The organism is Streptomyces ardesiacus, assembly GCF_003112575.1.
GTDB classification, from domain to species: Bacteria; Actinomycetota; Actinomycetes; order Streptomycetales; family Streptomycetaceae; genus Streptomyces; species Streptomyces ardesiacus.
Map to the genome: position 1 here is coordinate 539,571 of NZ_BEWC01000001.1, position 20,731 is coordinate 560,301.

Below are 20,731 nucleotides of genomic sequence, written 5' to 3' on the forward strand. Positions count from 1 at the left end.
CCTGAGCGGCCCGCTCCTCCCTGGCCGGTCAGCGGGTCGCGGCCACCCGGAACCCGATGCCGGCCGCCCGCAGCCGGTCGGTGAGCGCGTCGCCCATCGCCACGGCCGTCGTGACCTGTCCGGCCGTCGGCGGCAGGGCGTCGAGGGCGAGGCACAGCGCCGCCTCGGCGAACATCTTGGCCGTCTCGTCGTACCCCGGGTCGCCGCCCGACACCTCGGTGAACACCTTGCGGCCGCCGCCCTCGCCCACGAAGCGGACCGAGAACCAGCTCCTCGCCCGCCGCTCGGCGCTCGGACCGTCGCCCGGCGCGAGCCGGCCGGACAGCAGGCGCCGGGCGGGCGGCACCTGCGCCGCCGCCACCAGCGCGCCCACGGCCGCCACCCCGCCCACCGCGACGGGCAGGCGCCGTACGGCCGCGTAGTGGCGGTAGCGGAAGTCCGGGCCGTAGCGCTCCAGGGCCCTGGCCGACCGGCGCACGATCTGCGCGTCCACGGTCGGCAGCGGCAGCGCCCACGCCCCCACCTCACCGGCGAACCGCGGCGTCCCCGCCGGCGTCGCCACCCGGCGGCCGGCCAGCCGTGGTTCGTGCCGCCGGCGTTCCAGCGCGGCGGCCCGCAGCCGACGGCCGCGTGCGAACTGACCCAGCGCGGAGGCGAGCGTCCCGCCCGAGAACGCGGCGCCCACCCGTACGAAGCCGTCCACGCTCAGCGGCACACCCTCCGGCAGGTGCCGCACGGTGAAGTGGACGCCGAGGTCGTGCGGGACGGAGTCGAAGCCGCAGGCGTGCACCAGGCGGGCGCCGGTCTCCCGTGCGCGGGCGTCGTGGCGCACGTACGTCAGGTCCACGAACTCGGGCTCCCCGGTGAGGTCGAGGTAGTCCGTGCCGGCCTCCGCGCAGGCCGCGACCAGCGCGTCGCCGTACCGGACGTAGGGGCCGACCGTCGTGGCCAGCACACGCGCGTGCCGGGCGAGTTCGCGCAGCGAGTCCGGGTCGGACACGTCCGCGAGCAGCACGCCGACGTCCTCGGCGGGCAGCCGGTCGCGCAGGCGGCGCAGCTTCTCCCCGTCGCGCCCGGCGACCGCCCAGCGCAGCCCCTTCGGCGCGTGCGCGGCGAGGTACTCCGCCGTCAGTTCGCCGACGAAGCCCGTCGCCCCGAACAGCACGATGTCGTACGGCCGGTCGGCCACCTTCAGCCTGCTCATGACATCCCTCCGTCACCCGTCGGCAACCCCTGGGTCCGCAGCACGCGCCGTTGCCGGTGGCTGAGGCTAGCGTGAGGACCGCGCGGCCCGGACAGGAGCCCGCGCACACTTGGCTAAGCGCTTGCTCGTCCGGGTCTTGTGCCCGGGGGAACAGGTTCTTAGCATCACTGGTGTTACATCGGTTGTGTCACAGAGCAGGGGGCTGGATGTCGGAGGCGAGGACGCCGACGCGGAAGCCGGGCACCGAGGGCCCGCTCACGGGCGTGCGCGTGGTCGAACTGGCCGGCATCGGGCCCGGGCCCTTCGCCGCCATGCTCCTGGCCGACCTGGGCGCCGACGTGGTCCGCGTCGACCGCCCCGGCGGTCCGGGCCTCGGGATCGACCCCGCCCGCGACGTCACCAACCGCAACAAGCGCTCCGTGGTCGTCGACCTCAAGGCCCCGGACGGCCCCGCCCGCGTCCTGGACCTCGCCGAACGCGCCGACGTCCTGATCGAGGGCTACCGCCCCGGCGTCGCCGAACGGCTCGGCGTCGGCCCGGGGGACTGCCACGCCCGCAACCCGGCGCTCGTCTACGGCCGCATGACCGGCTGGGGCCAGGACGGCCCGCTCGCCCGGCGCGCCGGGCACGACATCGGGTACATCGCGCTCACCGGCACACTCGGCATGATCGGCGCCCCCGACGAGCCGCCGGCCGTCCCCGCCAACCTGCTCGGCGACTACGCGGGCGGTTCCCTCTACCTGGTCGTCGGCGTCCTCGCCGCCCTGCACCACGCACGCGCGAGCGGCACCGGGCAGGTCGTGGACGCCGCCATCGTGGACGGCACCGCCCACCTCTCCACGATGATCCACGGCATGCTCGCCGCCGGAGGCTGGCAGGACCGGCGCGGCGCCAACCTCCTCGACGGCGGCTGCCCCTTCTACGGCACCTACGAGACGGCCGACGGCCGGTACATGGCGGTCGGTGCGCTCGAACCGCAGTTCTACGCCGAGTTCATGCGGCTCCTCGGCGTCCCCGACCCGGTACCGGCCCGTGACGACACGGCCCGCTGGCCCGAGCTGCGGGCCGCCGTCGCCGCCCGGTTCAAGTCCCGTACCCGCGAGGAGTGGACGGCCGTCTTCGCCGACTCCGACGCCTGCACGGCCCCCGTGCTGTCGCTGCGCGAGGCCCCGCACCACCCGCACCTCGCCGCCCGCTCCACCTTCACCGACCACGGCGGCATCACCCAGCCGGCCCCCGCGCCCCGCTTCTCCGCGACCCCTACGGCGGTACGCACGGGGCCCGCCCTGCCCGGCGCCGACGCCGAGTCCGTGGCCCGCGACTGGGACCTGCCCCGTGAGCCGGGCCCGTCCCCGGCGTCCCGCCCCGACCCCGCAGTGCACACCCCTCAGTGAAAGGCCTGCCAGTGAGCACCGAAGCGTATGTGTACGACGCGATCCGCACTCCGCGCGGACGTGGCAAGGCGAACGGCGCCCTGCACGGCACGAAGCCCGTGGATCTGGTCGTGGGTCTGATCCATGAGGTCCGTGCGCGGTTCCCGGGTCTGGATCCGGCGGCGGTGGACGACGTCGTGCTGGGTGTGGTGGGTCCGGTCGGGGACCAGGGTTCGGACATCGCGCGGATCGCGGCGATCGCGGCGGGGCTGCCGGACACGGTGGCCGGTGTGCAGGAGAACCGCTTCTGTGCGTCGGGTCTTGAGGCGGTGAACCTGGCGGCGGCGAAGGTCCGTTCGGGCTGGGAGGACCTGGTCCTGGCGGGCGGGGTGGAGTCCATGTCCCGCGTCCCGATGGCCTCGGACGGCGGCGCCTGGTTCAACGACCCGATGACCAACCTCGCCACCAACTTCGTCCCGCAGGGCATCGGCGCCGACCTGATCGCCACCATCGAGGGCTTCTCGCGCCGTGACGTGGACGAGTACGCCGCCCTCTCCCAGGAGCGCGCGGCCACCGCCTGGAAGGAGGGCCGCTTCGAGCGCTCCGTCGTGCCGGTGAAGGACCGCGCCGGTCTCACCGTCCTCGACCACGACGAGCACATGCGGCCCGGGACCACCGCGGAGTCCCTGGCGAAGCTCAAGCCGTCCTTCGCCGACATCGGCGAGCTGGGCGGTTTCGACGCCGTGGCGCTGCAGAAGTACCACTGGGTGGAGAGGATCGACCACGTCCACCACGCGGGCAACTCCTCGGGCATCGTCGACGGCGCCTCCTTGGTCGCCATCGGTTCCCGGGAGGTCGGGGACCGCTACGGCCTCACCCCGCGTGCGCGGATCGTCTCGGCCGCCGTCTCGGGTTCCGAGCCGACCATCATGCTCACCGGCCCCGCCCCGGCCACTCGGAAGGCGCTGGCGAAGGCCGGGCTGACCGTCGACGACATCGACCTGGTCGAGATCAACGAGGCTTTCGCGGCGGTCGTCCTGCGTTTCGTCAAGGACATGGGGCTTTCGCTGGACAAGGTCAACGTCAACGGCGGGGCCATCGCGCTCGGCCATCCGCTGGGTGCGACCGGCGCGGTGATCCTCGGCACCCTGGTCGACGAACTGGAGCGCCAGGACAAGCGCTACGGCCTTGCGACCCTGTGCGTGGGCGGCGGCATGGGCATCGCCACCGTCGTCGAGCGCGTCTGACCCCCTCCCGACGGACACGACGGACACCTGGAGCACACCCTCATGAGCACCGAGCCCACCACCATCCGCTGGGAGCAGGACGACACCGGCGTCGTCACCCTCGTCCTCGACGATCCCGACCAGTCCGCGAACACCATGAACCAGGCGTTCCGCGACTCCCTGGCGGCCGTCACCGACCGCCTGGAGGCCGAGAAGGACTCCCTCCGCGGCGTCATCGTCACCTCCGCCAAGAAGACCTTCTTCGCGGGCGGCGACCTGCGCGACCTCATCCGCGTCACCCCCGAGACCGCCCAGGACCTCTTCGACGGCGGCATGGCCGTCAAGCGGAACCTGCGCCGCATCGAGACCCTCGGCAAGCCGGTCGTCGCCGCCATGAACGGCGCGGCCCTCGGCGGCGGCTACGAGATCGCGCTCGCCTGCCACCACCGCGTCGCCCTCGACGCGCCCGGCTCCAAGATCGGCTGCCCCGAGGTCACCCTCGGCCTGCTCCCCGGGGGCGGCGGCGTCGTCCGCACCGTCCGGATGCTCGGCATCACCGACGCCCTGCTGAAGGTCCTCCTCCAGGGCACCCAGTACAACCCGCGCCGCGCCCAGGAGAACGGCCTGGTCGACGAGGTCGCCGACAGCCGCGAGGACATGCTCGCCAAGGCCCGCGCCTTCATCGACGCCCACCCGGAGTCCGCCCAGCCCTGGGACAGGCCCGGTTACCGCATCCCCGGCGGCACCCCTTCCCACCCGAAGTTCGCGGCCAACCTGCCCGCCTTCCCGGCCAACCTGCGCAAGCAGACCAACGGCGCCCCCTACCCGGCGCCGCGCTCCATCATGGCCGCCGCCGTCGAGGGCGCCCAGGTCGACTTCGAGACCGCCCAGGTCATCGAGGCCCGTTACTTCGTCGAACTGGCCGCCGGGCAGACCTCGAAGAACATGATCCAGGCGTTCTTCTTCGACCTCCAGGCGGTCAACTCCGGGGCCAACCGCCCCAAGAGCGTCGAACCGAGGAAGGTCACCAAGGTGGCCGTGCTGGGCGCCGGGATGATGGGCGCGGGGATCGCGTACTCGTGCGCCCGCGCGGGCATCGAGGTCGTGCTGAAGGACGTCGCCCTGGAGTCGGCGGTCAAGGGCAAGGCGTACTCGGAGAAGCTGTGCGCGAAGGCCGTCGCGAAGGGGCGCACCAGCCAGGAGAAGGCCGACGCGCTCCTCGCCCGGATCACGCCGACCGCGGAGGTGGCCGATCTCGCGGGCTGTGACGCGGTGATCGAGGCGGTGTTCGAGGACACCTCGCTCAAGCACAAGGTGTTCCAGGAGATCGAGCACGTCGTCGCCCCCGACGCCCTGCTGTGCTCCAACACCTCGACGCTGCCGATCACGGCACTGGCCGAGGGCGTCGAGCGCCAGGCCGACTTCATCGGGCTGCACTTCTTCTCGCCGGTGGACAAGATGCCGCTGGTGGAGATCATCAGGGGCGGGCGGACGGGGGAGGAGGCGCTGGCCCGCGCGTTCGACCTGGTCCGGCAGATCGGCAAGACGCCGATCGTGGTGAACGACTCGCGGGGTTTCTTCACCTCGCGGGTCATCGGCCACTTCATCAACGAGGGTGTCGCGATGGTGGGGGAGGGCATCGAGCCCGCCTCCGTGGAGCAGGCGGCGGCCCAGGCGGGTTACCCGGCCAAGGTGCTGTCCCTGATGGACGAGCTGACCCTGACCCTCCCCCGCAGGATCCGCGAGGAGACGAAGCGGGCCGTGGAGGAGGCGGGCGGCACCTGGACCGCGCATCCCGCCGAGGCGGTCGTCGACCGCATGGTCGACGAGTTCGGGCGGCCGGGACGCTCCGGCGGCGCCGGCTTCTACGAGTACGGCGAGGACGGGAAGCGGGTGCGGCTGTGGCCGGGCCTGCGTGAGCACTTCACCAAGCCGGGGTACGAGATCCCGTTCCGGGACATGCAGGAGCGCATGCTCTTCTCGGAGGCGCTGGACACCGTCAAGCTCCTCGAAGAGGGCGTCCTGACCTCGGTCGCCGACGCCAACATCGGCTCGATCTTCGGCATCGGGTTCCCCGGCTGGACGGGCGGTGTCCTGCAGTACGTCAACGGCTACGAGGGCGGCCTGCCCGGCTTCGTCGCCCGCGCCCGTGAGCTGGCCGACCGCTACGGCGAGCGCTTCACCCCGCCCGCCCTGCTGGTGGAGAAGGCGGAGAAGGGGGAGGTCTTCACCGACGGCCGCTGAGCCGTCGGATCACCCGTCGGAGTCCTCGAGCGCCTCGGCACCCGCGTCCGTACCGGCCTCCTTGTCGAGCCACTCCCGCAGTTCCTCGCGCAGCGACCGCTGGAACGTGGTCAGCAACGCCTGCACCACCAGCGGGTGCATGTGGGCGGACAGCGACCGCACGTCCGGCGCGTCGCGTTCGGCGACCGCGTCGCGCAGCAGCCGCGACAGGTCCCGCGCGGCGGCGCGGGAGTGCTCCAGGAGGGCGGTGCGGGCGGCGAGGACCGTCTCGGGGGAGAAGGGCACGTCGAGCAGCTCGACGCCGAGCCGGAGCAGCCCGGCGTCGACGCGGTAGCCGTCGCCGTCGGGCACCACGACGTCCATCGACCCCAGCCGGCCCACCTCCTCGTCGGTGAGCGGTCGCCCCGCCCGCCTGCCCAGCTCCTCCCGGGTGACCCGTTCCACCGTCTCCGGTGCCCAGGAGGCCACCACCGCGCGGTGCAGCGCCAGGTCGTGGGCGCTCAGGTCCGACGGCAGCCGCCCGAGGTAGCGCTCGATGGCGGCCAGCGTCATGCCCTGGTGCTGCAGCTCCTCGATCAGCGCCAGCCGGGCCACGTGCTCCCGGCCGTAGTGCCCGACCCGGCGCGGGCCGAGCACCGGCGGCGGCAGCAGCCCTCTGGTGCCGTAGAAGCGGACCGTGCGCACCGTGACACCGGCCCGCGCGGCCAGCTCGTCGATCGTGAGGGTCGGCTCCGCGGTGTCGGTCGTCGTCATGTGGAGCAGTATCGCTGTCTCACCAGTGCTGTGAAACCTCTCGCGCACCCGGCGCCCGTCTCTTGCCCGCGCCGTGCAGACCATCGGCGGATCTTGTGAGAAGTCACGCTGTGTGACATGAGCCACCGCATGCCCACGCAGAGTCGTGGGAAGGTGCTGCGTTGGTCTGTGCCGCGTCAAGGGTGGTGCGGGCCCGAGACACAGGTACGGACGACTCGGGCGCACCCCGCCCGAGGGCACCAGAGAGTGGAACCACCCGTGAGCAAGGACGCCGTCGACACGGCACAGACCGCCGCCCGGCCCGGGGCGACCGGAACCATCCCCGCGGACGCGGGCGACGCCGGTTACAGCAAGGACCTCAAGCCCCGCCACATCAACATGATCGCCATCGGCGGCGCGATCGGCACCGGGCTCTTCCTCGGCGCCGGCGGGCGCCTGCGCGACGCGGGCCCCGCGCTCGCGATCGCCTACCTCGTCTGCGGCGTCTTCGCGTTCTTCGTGGTCCGGGCCCTCGGCGAGCTGGTCCTCTACCGGCCCTCCTCCGGTTCCTTCGTGTCGTACGCGCGCGAGTTCCTCGGTGAGAAGGGCGCCTACGTCGCCGGCTGGATGTACTTCCTCAACTGGTCGACCACCGGCATCGCCGACATCACCGCGATCGCGCTGTACACGCACTACTGGAGCATGTTCACGAGCATCCCCCAATGGGTGCTCGCCCTCGTCGCCCTCGCGGTGGTCCTGGCCGTGAACCTCATCTCCGTGAAGATCTTCGGCGAGATGGAGTTCTGGTTCGCGATCGTCAAGGTCGCCACCCTCGTCGGCTTCATGCTGATCGGCATCTTCCTGCTCGCCACCCAGCACGACGTGGGCGGACACACCCCGGGCCTCGGCATGATCACCGACCACGGCGGCTTCTTCCCGCAGGGCATGATGCCGGTGATCGTCGTCATGCAGGGCGTGATCTTCTCCTACGCCGCCCTGGAGCTGGTCGGCGTCGCCGCCGGCGAGACCGCCGAGCCGGAGAAGGTCGTCCCGCGCGCGGTCAACTCCATCATGTGGCGCGTCGCCCTGTTCTACGTCGGCTCGGTCGTCCTGCTGGCACTGCTGCTGCCGGGCTCGCTCTACTCCGGCGACGAGAGCCCGTTCGTCACCGTCCTGTCGAAGATCGGCGTCCCGGCGGCCGGCGACGTGATGAACCTCGTCGTCCTCACCGCGGCGATGTCCTCCCTGAACTCCGGCCTGTACTCCACCGGACGCATCCTGCGCTCCATGGCGACCGCCGGATCCGCGCCGAGGTTCACCTCCGTCATGAGCCGCAGCCAGGTGCCCTACGGCGGCATCCTGCTCACCTGCGGCGTCTGCGTCCTCGGCGTCGGGCTGAACTTCCTGGTGCCGAGCAAGGCCTTCGAGATCGTCCTGAACGTCGCCTCGCTCGGCATCATCAGCACCTGGGTGATCATCATGATCTGCCACCTGGTCTTCGTCCGCCGGGCGCGGTCGGGGCTGGTCGGCCGTCCGCACTTCCGGCTGCCCGGCAGCCCGGTCACCGAGGTCGTCACGATCGGCTTCCTGCTGGCCGTGCTCGTCCTGATGTGGAACGACGCGGAGGTCGGCCGCAAGACCCTCTTCCTGGTCCCCGTGATCGCCGTGATGCTGGTGGCGGGCTGGTTCGGCGTCCGGCGCCGGGTGACCGAGAACGCGGCGCGGGAGCCCTCCCGCACGGAGTAGCCCGCCACCGGCAGCGGGGGCCGGGGCACTGTCAGTGGCGGCCCGTACGGTGGCGTCATGTCGGAGATCAGGTATGTCCGGGGCGACGCCACCACACCGACGGCCAAGGGCGTCAAGGTGATCGCCCATGTCTGCAACGACCTCGGAGGCTGGGGCAAGGGCTTCGTCCTGGCCGTCTCCCGCCGCTGGCCCGAGCCGGAGGCGGCCTACCGCGCCTGGCACCGCGACCGTGCGGCCAACGACTTCGCCCTGGGCGCCGTCCAGTTCGTCCAGGTCGGGCCGTACGTGTGGGTGGCCAACATGATCGGCCAGCACGGCATGCGCAGGGGCAGCAAGGGCGTGCCCCTGCGCTACGAAGCCCTCGGCACCGCCCTCGGCCGCCTCGCCGGCGGGGCGGCCGAGCTGGACGCCTCCGTGCACATGCCCCGCATGGGCTGCGGCCTCGCCGGCGGCACGTGGTCCCGCGTGGAGCCACTGATCACGGAGCGGCTCACCGGACGCGGCATCCCCGTGACCGTCTACGACCACGGGGACACCGCCTGAGGCCGCCGGGGCTCAGTGCGCGTGCACGTCGTTCGTCGCGGCGATCTTCCGCCACGAGCGGGGCTGCGCCGGCGCCTCGGTGGTCTTCGCGAGCGACCGGGCGTGCGCCGCCGGGGCGTCCGGCTTGGACGGCTGGAACAGCCAGGTGTCGAACAGCGCGGCCAGCGGCTTGCCCGACACCTCCTCGGCGTACCGCTGGAAGTCGGCGACGGACGCGTTGCCGTGCGCGTACTTCGCGGGCCAGCCCTTCAGGACGGTGAAGAAGGCGTCGTCCCCGATCTCGTTGCGCAGCGCCTGCACGGCCAGCGCGCCCCGTTCGTAGACGGCGGCGTCGAACTGGTTCTCCGGACCGGGGTCGCCGGGCCGTACCGTCCAGAAGGCGTCGTCGGCCGGGTGCGAGGCGTACGTGTAGTCGGCCAGTTCCTGCGCCGTGCCCTCGCCCTCGTGCTCGGACCACAGCCACTGCGCGTACCGCGCGAAGCCCTCGTTGATCCAGATGTCCTTCCAGCCGCGCACCGAGACCAGGTCGCCGTACCACTGGTGGGCCAGTTCGTGCACGACGACGGACACGTTCGACCCGTTCGCGAACTGCCGCGGACTGTAGAACGGCCGGGTCTGCGTCTCCAGCGCGTACCCCGTGGTCGTGTTCGGCACGTAGCCGCCGAGCGCGTCGAAGGGGTACGGCCCGAAGTAGCCGCTCAGCCAGTCGGCGACCTCCCCGGTCCGCTCCACGCTGGCCCGTGCGGCGCCGTCGTTCGCGCCCAGGTCCCTGCTGTAGGCGTTGACGACGGGGATGCCGCTTTCGCTGGTGCCGGTGGTGAGGTCGAACTTCCCGATCGCCAGTGTGGCCAGGTACGTGGCCTGCGGCTTGTCCGAGCGCCAGTTCCAGCGCGTCCAGCCCAGCCGCGAACTCGTCGACTGGAGGGTGCCGTTGGAGATCGTCTGGGTGCCGTCCGGCACCTGCACCGACACGTCGTAGGTGGCCTTGTCGAGCGGGTGGTCGTTGCTCGGGAACCACCAGGCCGCGGCCTCGGGCTCGTTCGCGGCGATCCCGCCGTCCGGGGTGCGGTGCCAGCTGGTGAATCCGAAGGCCTGTTTGGAGGACGGCACGCCGCTGTAGCGGACGACGACGGTGAGGGGCACCCCCTTGTCCAGCGGCTTCTTCGGAGTGATCTCCAGTTCCTGCTCGCCCGAGGCCGTGAACGACGCCTTCGCGCCGTTGACCCGCACCTCGCCGACGTCCAGCAGGAAGTCCAGGTTGAACCGCGACAGGTCCGCGGTGGTGCGGGCCAGGATCGTCGCCGTCCCCTCCAGCCGGTCCGTGGCCGGCTGGTACGTCAGACGCAGGTCGTAGTGCGAGACGTCGTATCCGCCGTTGCCGTAGGCCGGGTAGTAGGGGTCGCCGATGCCCGGAGCGCCGGGGGAGTGGGCCGCCGCCGACGCCGGGATCGCCAGCATGAGGGAGGCGGCGCCCAGTGCGCCCGGCACGATGAATCTGCGGTGCACGAAAGCTCCAAGTCGTAGGGGCACGAAGTCTGTTCGGAGCCTATTCAGCCCCGGTGCGCGCTGTCGTGTCCACGGCCACTCCGGTCACACGATCGTCATCCGGCCGTCATGAGCCCCGCGGCGCGGGGCGCGCGGCGTCCCGCGAAGGGGGCCCCGAAACCCGACGCCGAGAAGGTGAGTTGCGCGCCTTACGTGGTAGGGGCGTAGCGGACGGGTATTTTCCGCCTCACCGACTGGAAGGGGCCGCCTGTGACGCAGGACCGACCGCGTGACGAGGAAGAACATGAGAGAGGCACCCTGCCCGGTTCGGAGGAGGGTCTGCCGGGGCAGGAGCACCGGCCCCGGACCGACCGCGTCGTCTTCGGCGTCACAGCCGTCCTGACCCTCGCGTTCGTCGTCTGGGGCGCCGCCGCCACGGACTCGCTGGAGAACGTCTCCAGCAGCATGCTCGGCGGCCTGCTGCACAACGGCGGCTGGGCGTTCACGCTGGCCGCCTCCGGCTTCGTGGTCTTCGCCCTGTGGCTCGCGGCCAGCCGCTACGGCCGCATCCACCTGGGCGCCGAGGGCGAGGAACCCGAGTTCCGGACCGTCTCCTGGGTCGCCATGATGTTCAGCGCGGGCATGGGCATCGGTCTGATGTTCTACGGCGTGAGCGAGCCGCTGGCGCACTACATCACGCCCCCGCCCGGCACCAGCCCGGCCGACTCCGGCGACCGCATGGCGACGTCCATGGCCACCACCCTCTTCCACTGGACGCTCCACCCGTGGGCGATCTACGCGGTGGTCGGTCTCGGCATCGCCTACAGCACCTTCCGCAAACGCCGCAGGCAGACCATGAGCGCGGTGTTCACCCCGCTCATCGGCGAGAGGCACGCCAACGGCGCCGGCGGCCGGGTCATCGACATCCTCGCCATCATCGCGACGATCTTCGGCTCCGCCGCCTCCCTCGGCCTCGGCGCGCTGCAGATCGGCTCCGGCATGGAGAAGCTCGACTGGATGGACAAGGTCAGCACCGGGCTGCTCGTCGGCATCATCGCGGTGCTGACGGCGGCGTTCGTGGCCTCCGCGATCTCCGGCGTCGAGAAGGGCATCCAGTGGCTGTCCAACACGAACATGGTGCTGGCCCTGGTGCTCGCCGTCTTCGTGTTCGTCGCGGGCCCCACCATCCTCATCCTCGACCTGCTGCCGACCTCGGTCTTCGCCTACCTGGGCAACCTGCCCCAGATGGCCGGCCGTACCGAGATCAGCGGCGGCGAGGGCGTCGCGGACTGGCTGGGGAGCTGGACCGTCTTCTACTGGGCGTGGTGGATCTCCTGGACGCCCTTCGTCGGCATGTTCATCGCCCGCATCAGCCGGGGCCGCACGATCCGCCAGTTCATCGGCGGCGTCATCCTGGTGCCCAGCACGGTCAGCCTGATCTGGTTCGCGATCTTCGGCGGCTCCGCGATGCGCCTGCAGGAGCAGCACCGGCTGGGCGACGACACGACCCCGGAGGGCCGGCTCTTCGCGGTGCTCCAGGACTACCCCGTCGCCACCGCCACCAGCCTGCTGGTGATGATCCTCGTCGGCATCTTCTTCGTCTCGGGCGCCGACGCCGCCTCCATCGTGATGGGCACGCTCTCGCAGAAGGGCGCCCTGGAGCCCAGCCGCTGGGTGGTGATCGTCTGGGGCGCCGTGACCGGCGCGGTCGCGGCCATCATGCTGCTCATCGGCAGCGGCGAGGGGGACGCGCTCACCGGTCTGCAGAACCTCACGATCCTCGCGGCGGCGCCCTTCGTCGTCGTGATGGTCCTCATGTGCGTCGCCCTCATGCGCGACCTGCGCCGCGACCCGCTCATCGTGCGCGGCGAGATGGCCTCCGAAGCCGTCGAACTGGCCGTCGTCGAGGGGCACAAGCAGTACGAGGGCGACTTCGAGATCCGGATCGGCCCGGGCCCCGGCACGGACGTGGAGGGCGACCCGATCGGCAAGCACCACGAGGAGTGAGGGCCCCCGGGACCGGCCGACCGGGCCGGTGGCGTCAGGAGGCGAGCCGCGCCGCCTCCTCGGCGCACCCCCACGCCACGGTGACGCCCGCGCCGCCGTGGCCGTAGTTGTGCACCAGCCGCCGCCCGTCCGGCAGCACCGCGCGCTCCAGCCGGACCGCGTCCCGGGCCGGCCGCAGCCCCACCCGGTGCGCGAGCACCCGCGCCCCGGCGATCTCGGGCCGCAGGGCCGCGCACCGCCGCACGATGGCCTCCGCGACCGCCGGGTCCGGCTCGGTGGACCAGGCGTCCTCCTCGGCCGTCCCGCCCAGCAGGAGCCGGCCGGGCTGCGGAAGGAAGTACGTCGTCTCCCCGGAGCCCGCGTCGGCCGAGACCAGCCAGTCGTGGATCCCGGGGTTCTCCACGACGACCAGTTGCCCGCGCACCGGCCGCACGGACGGGTCCGGCACCAGGTCCCGGGCGCCCAGGCCCGTGCAGTTCACCACGACGGGCGCGTCCGCCTCGGCCAGGTCGGACACCGCGCGGTCCTCCACCGTGCCGCCCGCGGCCACCAGCCGCCGCCGCAGCCACGGCAGGTGGGCCGACATGTCGACGAGCGGCAGCCGTGCCCACAGCCCCACCCCCGCGTACTCGCCGGCCGTCGCCGCCCGCAGCCCCGGCAGCCGTGCCGACGCCCACGCCCCGACCTCGTCCGGGGTCGTCTCGCCGAGCACGCCTTCGCTCATGCGCACGCCGGTCTCCTCCGGCCGCGCCGCCAGTTCCTCGTACACGTCCAGCGAACGCAGCGCCCACGCCTGGGCCAGCGCGACCGGCTCGATCCGGTACGGCCACCACAGGCCACCCGCCACCACCGAGGTGGTCCGCTCGACGGGCTCCCGCGTCCACAGCCGCACCCGTCTGCCCCGCTCGGCGAGGACGACGGCCGTCGTCAGCCCGATCACCCCGCCGCCGACCACGACGACTTCACCGGTCAGTTCGCCATCCAGTTCGGTTTCCACACCAGGACGTTAGCCGAAGGTCCCGCGCGGGGGTGCCGGGCGGCCCGGGGCGAGGGGGAGCCCGGCCGGGCGGCATCCGGCCACGACTAGGATCTACGGTCTGATGACTGCCACCCTCGTCGCCAAAGACCTCGCCGCCGGCCACGGCGACCGCTCCCTGTTCACCGGGCTCGACCTCGTCGTCGCACCCGGCGACGTGATCGGTCTCGTGGGGGCCAACGGCGCGGGCAAGTCCACCCTCCTGCGGATGCTCGCCGGGCTGACCACACCGGAACGGGGCGAGCTGCGCCTGTCCCCGCCCGCCGCCACCGTCGGCCACCTCCCGCAGGAGCCGGAGCGCCGCCCCGGCGAGAGCGTCCGGGAGTTCCTGGCCCGCCGTACCGGCGTCACCGAGGCCCAGCGGGCCATGGACGAGGCCACCCAGGCCCTCGTCGACGGCGCCCCCGGAGCCGACGACGCCTACGCGACGGCCCTGGAGCGCTGGCTCGCCCTGGGCGGCGCCGACCTCGACGACCGGGCGGGGGAGACCGCCGAGACACTGGGCCTCACCGTCGGCCTGGACCAGCCGATGACCTCGCTCTCCGGCGGCCAGGCCGCCCGCGCCGGTCTCGCCTCCCTCCTCCTCTCCCGCTACGACGTCTTCCTCCTCGACGAGCCGACCAACGACCTCGACCTCGACGGCCTGGACCGCCTCGAACGCTTCGTGACCGGCCTGCGCGCCGGCACCGTCGTCGTCAGCCACGACCGCGAGTTCCTCACCCGCACCGTCACCAAGGTCCTCGAACTCGACCTGGCCCAACGGCAGATCAACCTCTACGGCGGCGGCTACGAGGCGTACCTCGAGGAACGCGCGGTGGCCCGCCGCCACGCCCGGGACGACTACGAGGAGTACGCCGACAAGCGCGCCTCCCTCCAGGACCGGGCGCAGATGCAGCGCACCTGGATGGACAAGGGCGTCCGCAACGCCCGGCGCAAGGCGGCCAACGACAACGACAAGGCCGGCCGCAAGTTCCGCAGCGAGGCCAGCGAGAAGCAGGCCGCCAAGGCCCGCCAGACCCAGCGCATGATCGAACGCCTGGAGGTCGTCGAGGAACCGCGCAAGGAGTGGGAACTGCGCATGGAGATCGCGTCGGCGCCCCGCTCGGGCGCGGTCGTCGCCACCCTGCGCGACGCCGAGGTCAGGCGCGGCGACTTCGTGCTCGGCCCGGTCTCCCTCCAGATCGACTGGGCGGACCGGGTGGCGGTCACCGGGGCCAACGGCGCGGGCAAGTCCACGCTCCTGGGCGCCCTCCTCGGCCGGGTCCCCCTCGACGCCGGGCACGCGGCCCTCGGCTCCGGGGTCCTGCTCGGCGAGGTCGACCAGGCCCGCAAGCTCTTCCACGGCCCCGAGACGCTGCTCGACGCCTTCCGCGCCGCCGTCCCCGACACGGAACCCGCGGAGATCCGCACCCTCCTGGCCAAGTTCGCCCTCAAGGCCGACCACGTCACGCGCCCGGCGTCGTCCCTCTCACCCGGCGAACGCACCAGGGCCGCCCTCGCCCTCCTCCAGGGCCGGGGCGTCAACCTCCTGGTCCTGGACGAGCCGACCAACCACCTCGACCTCCCGGCCATCGAACAACTCGAATCGGCCCTGGACACCTACGAGGGCACCCTCCTCCTCGTCACCCACGACCGCCGCATGCTCGACGCGGTGCAGGTCACCCGCCGTCTGGAGGTGACGGAGGGCAAGGTGGTGGAACGCACGTAGCAGCAGGCGGTCGCGGCCGTTCGCACGGCGGGCAGCCGTGCCGCCCCCAGTGCCCGGAGGGCCCGGGCGGTGCCCCGGGGCGGCCCGGGCGGGCGGTGGGGGCACCTCCCGCCCGGGCGGAGCCGGGAGTGGGTGGCACCCGGCGGGCGCCGGGTCCGCGCACCCCGCCCGCCCCGGTGCCCGGCGCCTACGCCAGCCCGGCCCGCCGCAACGCGTCCGCCATCGCCCCGTTGGACGGAGCGGGCGCCGACGACGACCGCCCCTTCCCGCCCCCGGAGCCGCCCTGCCGCTGCTGCCTCTGCCGAGGCGGCCTGCCGCCCCGTTCCTTCTTGGGCTCCCCCTGCGCCGCGGCCTCGTCGTCCAACCGCAACGTCAACGAGATCCGCTTGCGCGGAATGTCGACGTCCATCACCTTCACCTTCACGATGTCCCCGGGCTTCACCACGTCCCGCGGATCCTTCACGAACGTCCGGGACATCGCGGACACGTGCACCAGGCCGTCCTGATGGACACCGACGTCCACGAACGCCCCGAACGCGGCGACGTTCGTGACGACGCCCTCCAGCACCATCCCGGACGCCAGGTCGGAGATCTTCTCCACGCCCTCCTTGAAGGTGGCCGTCCTGAAGGCGGGCCGGGGGTCGCGCCCCGGCTTCTCCAGCTCGCGCAGGATGTCCGTGACCGTCGGCAGACCGAAGGTCTCGTCCACGAAGCGCTCCGGCTTCAGCGATCGCAGCACCGACGTGTTGCCGATCAGCCCGGCCACCTCCTGCCCGGCGGTCTTCACCATCCGCCGCACCACGGGGTACGCCTCGGGGTGCACGCTGGACGCGTCCAGCGGGTCGTCGCCGCCCCGGATCCGCAGGAAGCCCGCGCACTGCTCGTACGCCTTGGGGCCGAGCCGCGACACCTTCTTCAGCGCGGTCCGGGAGGTGAACGGCCCGTTCGCGTCGCGGTGCGCCACGATGTTCTCGGCGAGCCCTGAGGTGATGCCGGAGACCCGGGCCAGCAGCGGCGCGGAGGCCGTGTTGACGTCCACGCCCACGCCGTTCACACAGTCCTCGACCACCGCGTCCAGCGAGCGGGACAGCTTCACCTCGGACAGGTCGTGCTGGTACTGGCCGACGCCGATCGACTTCGGGTCGATCTTCACCAGCTCGGCCAGCGGGTCCTGCAGCCGCCGGGCGATCGAGACCGCGCCGCGCAGCGAGACGTCCATGTCCGGCAGTTCCTGGGAGGCGAAGGCGGAGGCCGAGTACACGGAGGCGCCCGCCTCGGACACCATCACCTTGGTGAGCTTCAACTCCGGGTGCTTGGCGATCAGTTCCCCGGCGAGCTTGTCGGTCTCGCGGGAGGCCGTGCCGTTGCCGATGGCGATCAGCTCGACCGCGTGCTCCTTCGCCAGCCGCGCCAGCTTGGCCATCGCCTCGTCCCACCGGTTGGCCGGGACGTGCGGGTGGATCACGTCCGTGGCCACGACCTTGCCGGTCGCGTCGACCACGGCGACCTTCACGCCGGTACGGAAACCGGGGTCCAGGCCGAGGGTCGCGCGGGTGCCGGCCGGGGCGGCCAGCAGCAGGTCGCGCAGGTTGGCGGCGAACACGTTGACCGCCTCGTCCTCCGCGGCGGTGCGCAGGCGCAGCCTGAGGTCGATGCCGAGGTGGACCAGGATGCGGGTGCGCCAGGCCCAGCGGACGGTGTCGCCCAGCCACTTGTCGGCCGGCCGGCCGCGGTCGGCGATCCCGAACCGGCTCGCGACGATCGCCTCGTAGGAGGAGGGACCGTCGGTGGGCTCCTCGGGCTCCAGGACGAGATCGAGCACGTCCTCCTTCTCGCCGCGCAGCATCGCGAGGACGCGGTGCGAGGGCAGGTCGGTGAACGGCTCCGCGAAGTCGAAGTAGTCGGCGAACTTGGCGCCCGCCTCCTCCTTGCCCTCCTTCACCCGGGCGGCGAGCCGCCCGCGTCCCCACATGCGCTCGCGCAGCTCGCCGATGAGGTCGGCGTCCTCCGAGAACTTCTCCGTGAGGATCGCGCGCGCCCCGTCCAGCGCGGCCTGGGTGTCGGCCACCCCCTTGTCGGGGTCGACGAACGCGGCAGCCGCGGCCGACGGGTCCACCGACGCGTCGGCGAGCAGGCCCTCGGCCAGCGGCTCCAGACCCGCCTCGCGCGCGATCTGCGCCTTCGTCCGCCGCTTCGGCTTGAAGGGCAGGTAGACGTCCTCCAGCCGCGCCTTGGTCTCCGCGCCGCGGATGCGGGCCTCCAGCTCCTCGGTGAGCTTGCCCTGCTCCCGTACCGAGTCGAGGATCGCGGTGCGCCGTTCCTCCAGCTCCCGCAGGTAGCGCAGCCGTTCCTCGAGCGTGCGCAGCTGCGCGTCGTCGAGCATCTCGGTCGCTTCCTTGCGGTAGCGGGCGATGAAGGGCACCGTCGAGCCGCCGTCCAGCAGCTCGACCGCGGCCTTCACCTGCCGCTCCCGCACGCCGAGCTCGTCGGCGATCCTGCTCTCGATGGTCCCTACGTCGATGGACGTGCTGGACGCGTTGGACCCGGGTGTCGTCACGATCCCGTACCGCCTTCTCACTGAGGTTGCGCGGCAATTGTGGCAGGTGGCGACGACAATCGGGGATCAGGGCGCCGTCCGGGCCGGTCGGAACCGGTGCGCGGAGGGGGCCGGGGTCAGACCCGGCGGCCCCGCCCGGCGGACGAGGCCCCGCCGAAGAGCCGGGCCAGGGCCCGGAAGGGAAGCGTCACCACGGTGGCGACTGCGCCACCGATCTGGCGCAGTACGTCGGCGATGGCACGGAACACGAGTTGCCCCTTTCGTCTCCCGGCCGCCCCGGCCGGGAGACGTACGGGTACCTCCGTACCGGCGCCGCATGCCCGCCCGTACGCCGTCGTGCCCCGTCGTGCGCCCGGGCGTGTCGTCGGCCGCGTCAGCGTTTGGCGAACAGGTCCGCGGGGAAGGCGCCCGCCCCGATCGCCGTACGCGCGAAGGCCGACCCGAGTTCCGTCAGGCGTGCCACGCCGTCGGCGCCCAGGTGGGCGTAGGGGCCCGCGTCCAGCCGGTCGGTCTCCCGCTCGATCCCCTCGCGCAGGGCCGTGCCCTCCTCGGTCAGCTCGCCCGCCGCGTCGACCAGCCCGCGCCCGCGCAGCCGGCCGGCGGCCGCGTCCCACTCCTCCCGGGTCCAGCCGCGCGTGGTGAAGACCCACTTCGGTGCCAGGCCCCTGCCGGTCGCGGTGTGCGTCACCAGCGCCTCCAGGCCGTCCAGCCCCGCGGTCAGCAGCGCGGCGAGGTGCCCGTCGCCGCGGTGCTCGCGCAGCAGCGTCGCCGCGTGCCAGAGGGCGAGGTGCGGGGCGTCGGGCACGGGCAGATCCGCGTGGGCCGCGTAGAGCGGGCGGGCGCCGCGCGAGCAGCCTTCGGCGGCGCGCAGCGCCAGCTCGGCCGCCTCCGCCATCTCGGGCGACGCCACGGCCTCCTCGCCCAGCAGGCGGCGCAGCGTCGCGTCCACGGCGCGCAGACGTGCCGCCAGGACCTGTTCCGGCGTGACCTTCTCCCACACGGCGGGCACGTGCCGGGCGACGAGGCCGTGCTTGTAGTTGTAGAACGCCGCCGTCACGGTGCCGGCGCCGACCGGACCCAGCGCGGCGGCCCGCACCGCGAAGTTGACGGCCCGGGCCTCGGTGATCCCGAGGGCGCCCAGCTCCCGGCCCAGGTCGGGGGAGAAGTAGTGCGTCGAGTGCAGGGAGTTCAGCGCGTTGTGGCAGCGGCGGCCCGCGCGTGCGTCGATCGCGGCAGTTGTCATGCACGCACGTTACCAACCGCTCAGTACGCCGTCCGGGGCCTTGCGGCGCGGGGGAGGAAAGGAAGGGTGCCTCCGCCGCCGGCGGCCGGGGACCGCGCCTGTGCGGCCGGATCACCGGCCCAGGCGCCCCGGGCACCTCGTCGGGGCGTCGCGCGGCCGGAGCCGTTTCATCCCGGCGCCGGCCCGCTCCAGCCGAAGCGGGGCTGCCTGCGTTCCAGGAAGGCGGCGACGCCCTCCGCGGTGTCGCCGCTGCCGCGGGCCTGCGCGGCCCAGTGGGCGTCCCGGTCGGTGCGTCCGTCGGCGAACTCCTTCGCCGCCGCCTGCGTCAGCAGGGAGCGGGACGCCAGGACCCGCGTGAACTCCGCGACCCGCTTGCCGAGTTCGCCCTGCGGCAGCACCTCGTCCACCAGGCCGGTGCGCAACGCCCGTGCGGCGTCGATCAGCTCGCCGCTGAACAGCAGGTACTTCGTGGTGGCCGGCCCGGTCAGCGTCGCCAGCCGCCGGGTCGCGGACGCCGGGTACACCACCCCCAGCTTGGCCGGGGTCACCCCGAACAGCGCCGTCTCCTCGGCGAACCGCAGGTCGCAGGCGGCCGCCAACTGCGTCCCGCCGCCCACACAGTGCCCCCGGACCGCCGCCAGCGTCGGTTTGGGGAACGCGGCGAGGGCCTCCTCGGCCCGTACCGCCAGCTCCTGCGCCTCCTCGGCCGACTCGCGCAGCGTCGTGATGTCGGCCCCGGCGCAGAACGTCGCGCCCTCGCCGGTGAGCACCAGCGCCCGCACCCGGTCGTCGGCGGCCAGGTCGTCGAGGAGGCGGGGCAGTGCCCGCCACATCGCGGCCGTCATGGCGTTGCGCTTGGCCGGGTGGTGGACGACGACGGTGGCGACCGAGTCGGCGACCCGGTGCAGCAACTGCGGCTCCATGGGCCGGATGCTATCCGCCGGTCCCTCACCGCGAGCGACCGGCGGGGGCACCCTGCGGGACAGGAACAGTCGCGTATCAGGCGTCAGCGATCAGAAACCGCTCGATACTTGCTGACTTGTGTTCAGGCCCCGGGTGCGGCCCGGCGCGTTACCAACACTCGGGGTGTGGTGACAATCGAGCCCAGGGGTGGCGACCGGACCATGGACGAGACGGGGCCCGCCGGGCCGCTGCCGTACGAAGGCGTCTGGCGGTTCACCGCCCCCGCCGTGGACGCCTCGGTCCCGCAGGCCCGGCACGCCGTGCGCGACCTGCTGACGCGCCAGGGCGTGCCGGTCTCCGACGACATCGCGCAGGCACTCCTGCTGATCGTCTCGGAACTGGTCACGAACGCGGTCCGGCACGCGGCCGTGCTCTCGCCGGTGCTCGCCGTGGAGGTCGCGGTCGGGCCCGAGTGGGTGCGGGTGGCCGTGGAGGACGACCACCCCTACCGCCCGACCGCCCTGGAGACCGACCACGGCCGTACCGGAGGGCGCGGCCTGCTGCTGGTCCGCGAGATCACCCGGGAGGCGGGCGGGGCCTGCGACGTCGCCCACACCGCGAGCGGCGGCAAGGTGATCTGGGCCGCCCTGCCGCTCAAACAGGCGCCGGGGCAGGACCTGCCGCAGTAAGGGGTACCGCCGCGGGACCCCCCGCGGCGGTACCG

The 20,731-nt window shown here is 72.9% G+C and carries 16 protein-coding genes; 8 read left to right on the plus strand and 8 right to left on the minus strand.

The window, feature by feature from the left end:
- Positions 1-28 precede the first annotated feature (28 nt).
- Positions 29-1,204 carry a saccharopine dehydrogenase family protein gene (locus Sdi02f_RS02200; protein WP_030404064.1) on the minus strand — a complete coding sequence of 392 codons (1,176 nt, stop codon included), beginning with the start codon at positions 1,202-1,204 and terminating at the stop codon, positions 29-31.
- Between the two features lie 206 nt (positions 1,205-1,410).
- Between Sdi02f_RS02200 and Sdi02f_RS02205 the strand changes: the two genes are divergently transcribed.
- The 3 genes from Sdi02f_RS02205 to Sdi02f_RS02215 are packed head-to-tail and all read left to right on the plus strand — an operon-like array spanning position 1,411 to position 6,047.
- Entirely contained in the window at positions 1,411-2,598 is a 1,188-nt protein-coding gene (locus Sdi02f_RS02205) for a CaiB/BaiF CoA transferase family protein (RefSeq protein ID WP_031086560.1), read from the plus strand.
- An 11-nt stretch (positions 2,599-2,609) separates the two neighbouring features.
- Positions 2,610-3,824 carry an acetyl-CoA C-acetyltransferase gene (locus tag Sdi02f_RS02210; protein WP_108932601.1) on the plus strand — a complete coding sequence of 405 codons (1,215 nt, stop codon included), beginning with the start codon at positions 2,610-2,612 and terminating at the stop codon, positions 3,822-3,824.
- A 42-nt stretch (positions 3,825-3,866) separates the two neighbouring features.
- A complete protein-coding gene (locus Sdi02f_RS02215; RefSeq protein ID WP_108932602.1) occupies positions 3,867-6,047 on the plus strand; it encodes a 3-hydroxyacyl-CoA dehydrogenase NAD-binding domain-containing protein in 2,181 nt (726 codons plus the stop codon).
- Between the two features lie 9 nt (positions 6,048-6,056).
- On the opposite strand, the gene Sdi02f_RS02220 is transcribed toward Sdi02f_RS02215, so the two are convergent.
- Positions 6,057-6,800 (minus strand): MerR family transcriptional regulator, encoded by a 744-nt coding sequence (locus Sdi02f_RS02220; protein WP_031086563.1) that lies wholly within the window; start codon positions 6,798-6,800, stop codon positions 6,057-6,059.
- A 258-nt stretch (positions 6,801-7,058) separates the two neighbouring features.
- Between Sdi02f_RS02220 and Sdi02f_RS02225 the strand changes: the two genes are divergently transcribed.
- Positions 7,059-8,525: an amino acid permease gene (locus Sdi02f_RS02225; RefSeq protein WP_108932603.1), complete on the plus strand. Its 1,467-nt coding sequence runs from the start codon at positions 7,059-7,061 to the stop codon at positions 8,523-8,525.
- Between the two features lie 57 nt (positions 8,526-8,582).
- Positions 8,583-9,068 carry a macro domain-containing protein gene (locus tag Sdi02f_RS02230; RefSeq protein WP_108932604.1) on the plus strand — a complete coding sequence of 162 codons (486 nt, stop codon included), beginning with the start codon at positions 8,583-8,585 and terminating at the stop codon, positions 9,066-9,068.
- 12 nt (positions 9,069-9,080) lie between these two features.
- On the opposite strand, the gene Sdi02f_RS02235 is transcribed toward Sdi02f_RS02230, so the two are convergent.
- Complete coding sequence (locus Sdi02f_RS02235; RefSeq protein WP_174843297.1) at positions 9,081-10,574, minus strand: M1 family metallopeptidase; 1,494 nt, start codon at positions 10,572-10,574, stop codon at positions 9,081-9,083.
- Between the two features lie 249 nt (positions 10,575-10,823).
- Between Sdi02f_RS02235 and Sdi02f_RS02240 the strand changes: the two genes are divergently transcribed.
- On the plus strand, positions 10,824-12,560 hold the full coding sequence (locus tag Sdi02f_RS02240) for a BCCT family transporter (RefSeq protein WP_030404072.1): 1,737 nt from the start codon (positions 10,824-10,826) through the stop codon (positions 12,558-12,560).
- 34 nt (positions 12,561-12,594) lie between these two features.
- Here Sdi02f_RS02240 and Sdi02f_RS02245 read toward each other — a convergent pair whose 3' ends face one another.
- Positions 12,595-13,557: an FAD-dependent oxidoreductase gene (locus Sdi02f_RS02245; protein ID WP_108932606.1), complete on the minus strand. Its 963-nt coding sequence runs from the start codon at positions 13,555-13,557 to the stop codon at positions 12,595-12,597.
- 103 nt (positions 13,558-13,660) lie between these two features.
- Here Sdi02f_RS02245 and Sdi02f_RS02250 point away from each other — a divergent pair, with 103 nt between their 5' ends.
- The gene (locus Sdi02f_RS02250; protein ID WP_108932607.1) at positions 13,661-15,304 is read left to right on the plus strand and encodes an ABC-F family ATP-binding cassette domain-containing protein; all 1,644 of its coding nucleotides are present in this window, start codon (positions 13,661-13,663) and stop codon (positions 15,302-15,304) included.
- 187 nt (positions 15,305-15,491) lie between these two features.
- Here Sdi02f_RS02250 and Sdi02f_RS02255 read toward each other — a convergent pair whose 3' ends face one another.
- The 4 genes from Sdi02f_RS02255 to Sdi02f_RS02270 form a co-directional block, all read right to left on the minus strand.
- Positions 15,492-17,861, minus strand: a complete 2,370-nt coding sequence (locus Sdi02f_RS02255) for a Tex family protein (RefSeq protein ID WP_030404075.1) — start codon at positions 17,859-17,861, stop codon at positions 15,492-15,494.
- A gap of 116 nt (positions 17,862-17,977) precedes the next feature.
- Positions 17,978-18,109, minus strand: a complete 132-nt coding sequence (locus Sdi02f_RS36680; protein ID WP_267717136.1) for an LPFR motif small protein — start codon at positions 18,107-18,109, stop codon at positions 17,978-17,980.
- A 125-nt stretch (positions 18,110-18,234) separates the two neighbouring features.
- The gene (locus Sdi02f_RS02265) at positions 18,235-19,104 is read right to left on the minus strand and encodes an SCO6745 family protein (protein WP_108932608.1); all 870 of its coding nucleotides are present in this window, start codon (positions 19,102-19,104) and stop codon (positions 18,235-18,237) included.
- A 167-nt stretch (positions 19,105-19,271) separates the two neighbouring features.
- Positions 19,272-20,027 (minus strand): enoyl-CoA hydratase/isomerase family protein, encoded by a 756-nt coding sequence (locus tag Sdi02f_RS02270; protein WP_030404077.1) that lies wholly within the window; start codon positions 20,025-20,027, stop codon positions 19,272-19,274.
- A 201-nt stretch (positions 20,028-20,228) separates the two neighbouring features.
- Between Sdi02f_RS02270 and Sdi02f_RS02275 the strand changes: the two genes are divergently transcribed.
- The gene (locus Sdi02f_RS02275; RefSeq protein WP_037799823.1) at positions 20,229-20,696 is read left to right on the plus strand and encodes an ATP-binding protein; all 468 of its coding nucleotides are present in this window, start codon (positions 20,229-20,231) and stop codon (positions 20,694-20,696) included.
- Positions 20,697-20,731 lie beyond the last annotated feature (35 nt).

Bases quoted from the DNA above. Each gene is read 5' to 3' on its own strand.
- Sdi02f_RS02220 (WP_031086563.1), bottom strand. From the start codon at position 6,800: ATGACGACGACCGACACCGCGGAGCCGACCCTCACGATCGACGAGCTG.
- Sdi02f_RS02215 (WP_108932602.1), top strand. From the start codon at position 3,867: ATGAGCACCGAGCCCACCACCATCCGCTGGGAGCAGGACGACACCGGC.
- Sdi02f_RS02270 (WP_030404077.1), bottom strand. From the start codon at position 20,027: ATGGAGCCGCAGTTGCTGCACCGGGTCGCCGACTCGGTCGCCACCGTC.
- Sdi02f_RS02275 (WP_037799823.1), top strand. From the start codon at position 20,229: ATGGACGAGACGGGGCCCGCCGGGCCGCTGCCGTACGAAGGCGTCTGG.
- Sdi02f_RS02250 (WP_108932607.1), top strand. From the start codon at position 13,661: ATGACTGCCACCCTCGTCGCCAAAGACCTCGCCGCCGGCCACGGCGAC.
- Sdi02f_RS02200 (WP_030404064.1), bottom strand. From the start codon at position 1,204: ATGAGCAGGCTGAAGGTGGCCGACCGGCCGTACGACATCGTGCTGTTC.
- Sdi02f_RS02205 (WP_031086560.1), top strand. From the start codon at position 1,411: ATGTCGGAGGCGAGGACGCCGACGCGGAAGCCGGGCACCGAGGGCCCG.
- Sdi02f_RS02265 (WP_108932608.1), bottom strand. From the start codon at position 19,104: ATGACAACTGCCGCGATCGACGCACGCGCGGGCCGCCGCTGCCACAAC.
- Sdi02f_RS02230 (WP_108932604.1), top strand. From the start codon at position 8,583: ATGTCGGAGATCAGGTATGTCCGGGGCGACGCCACCACACCGACGGCC.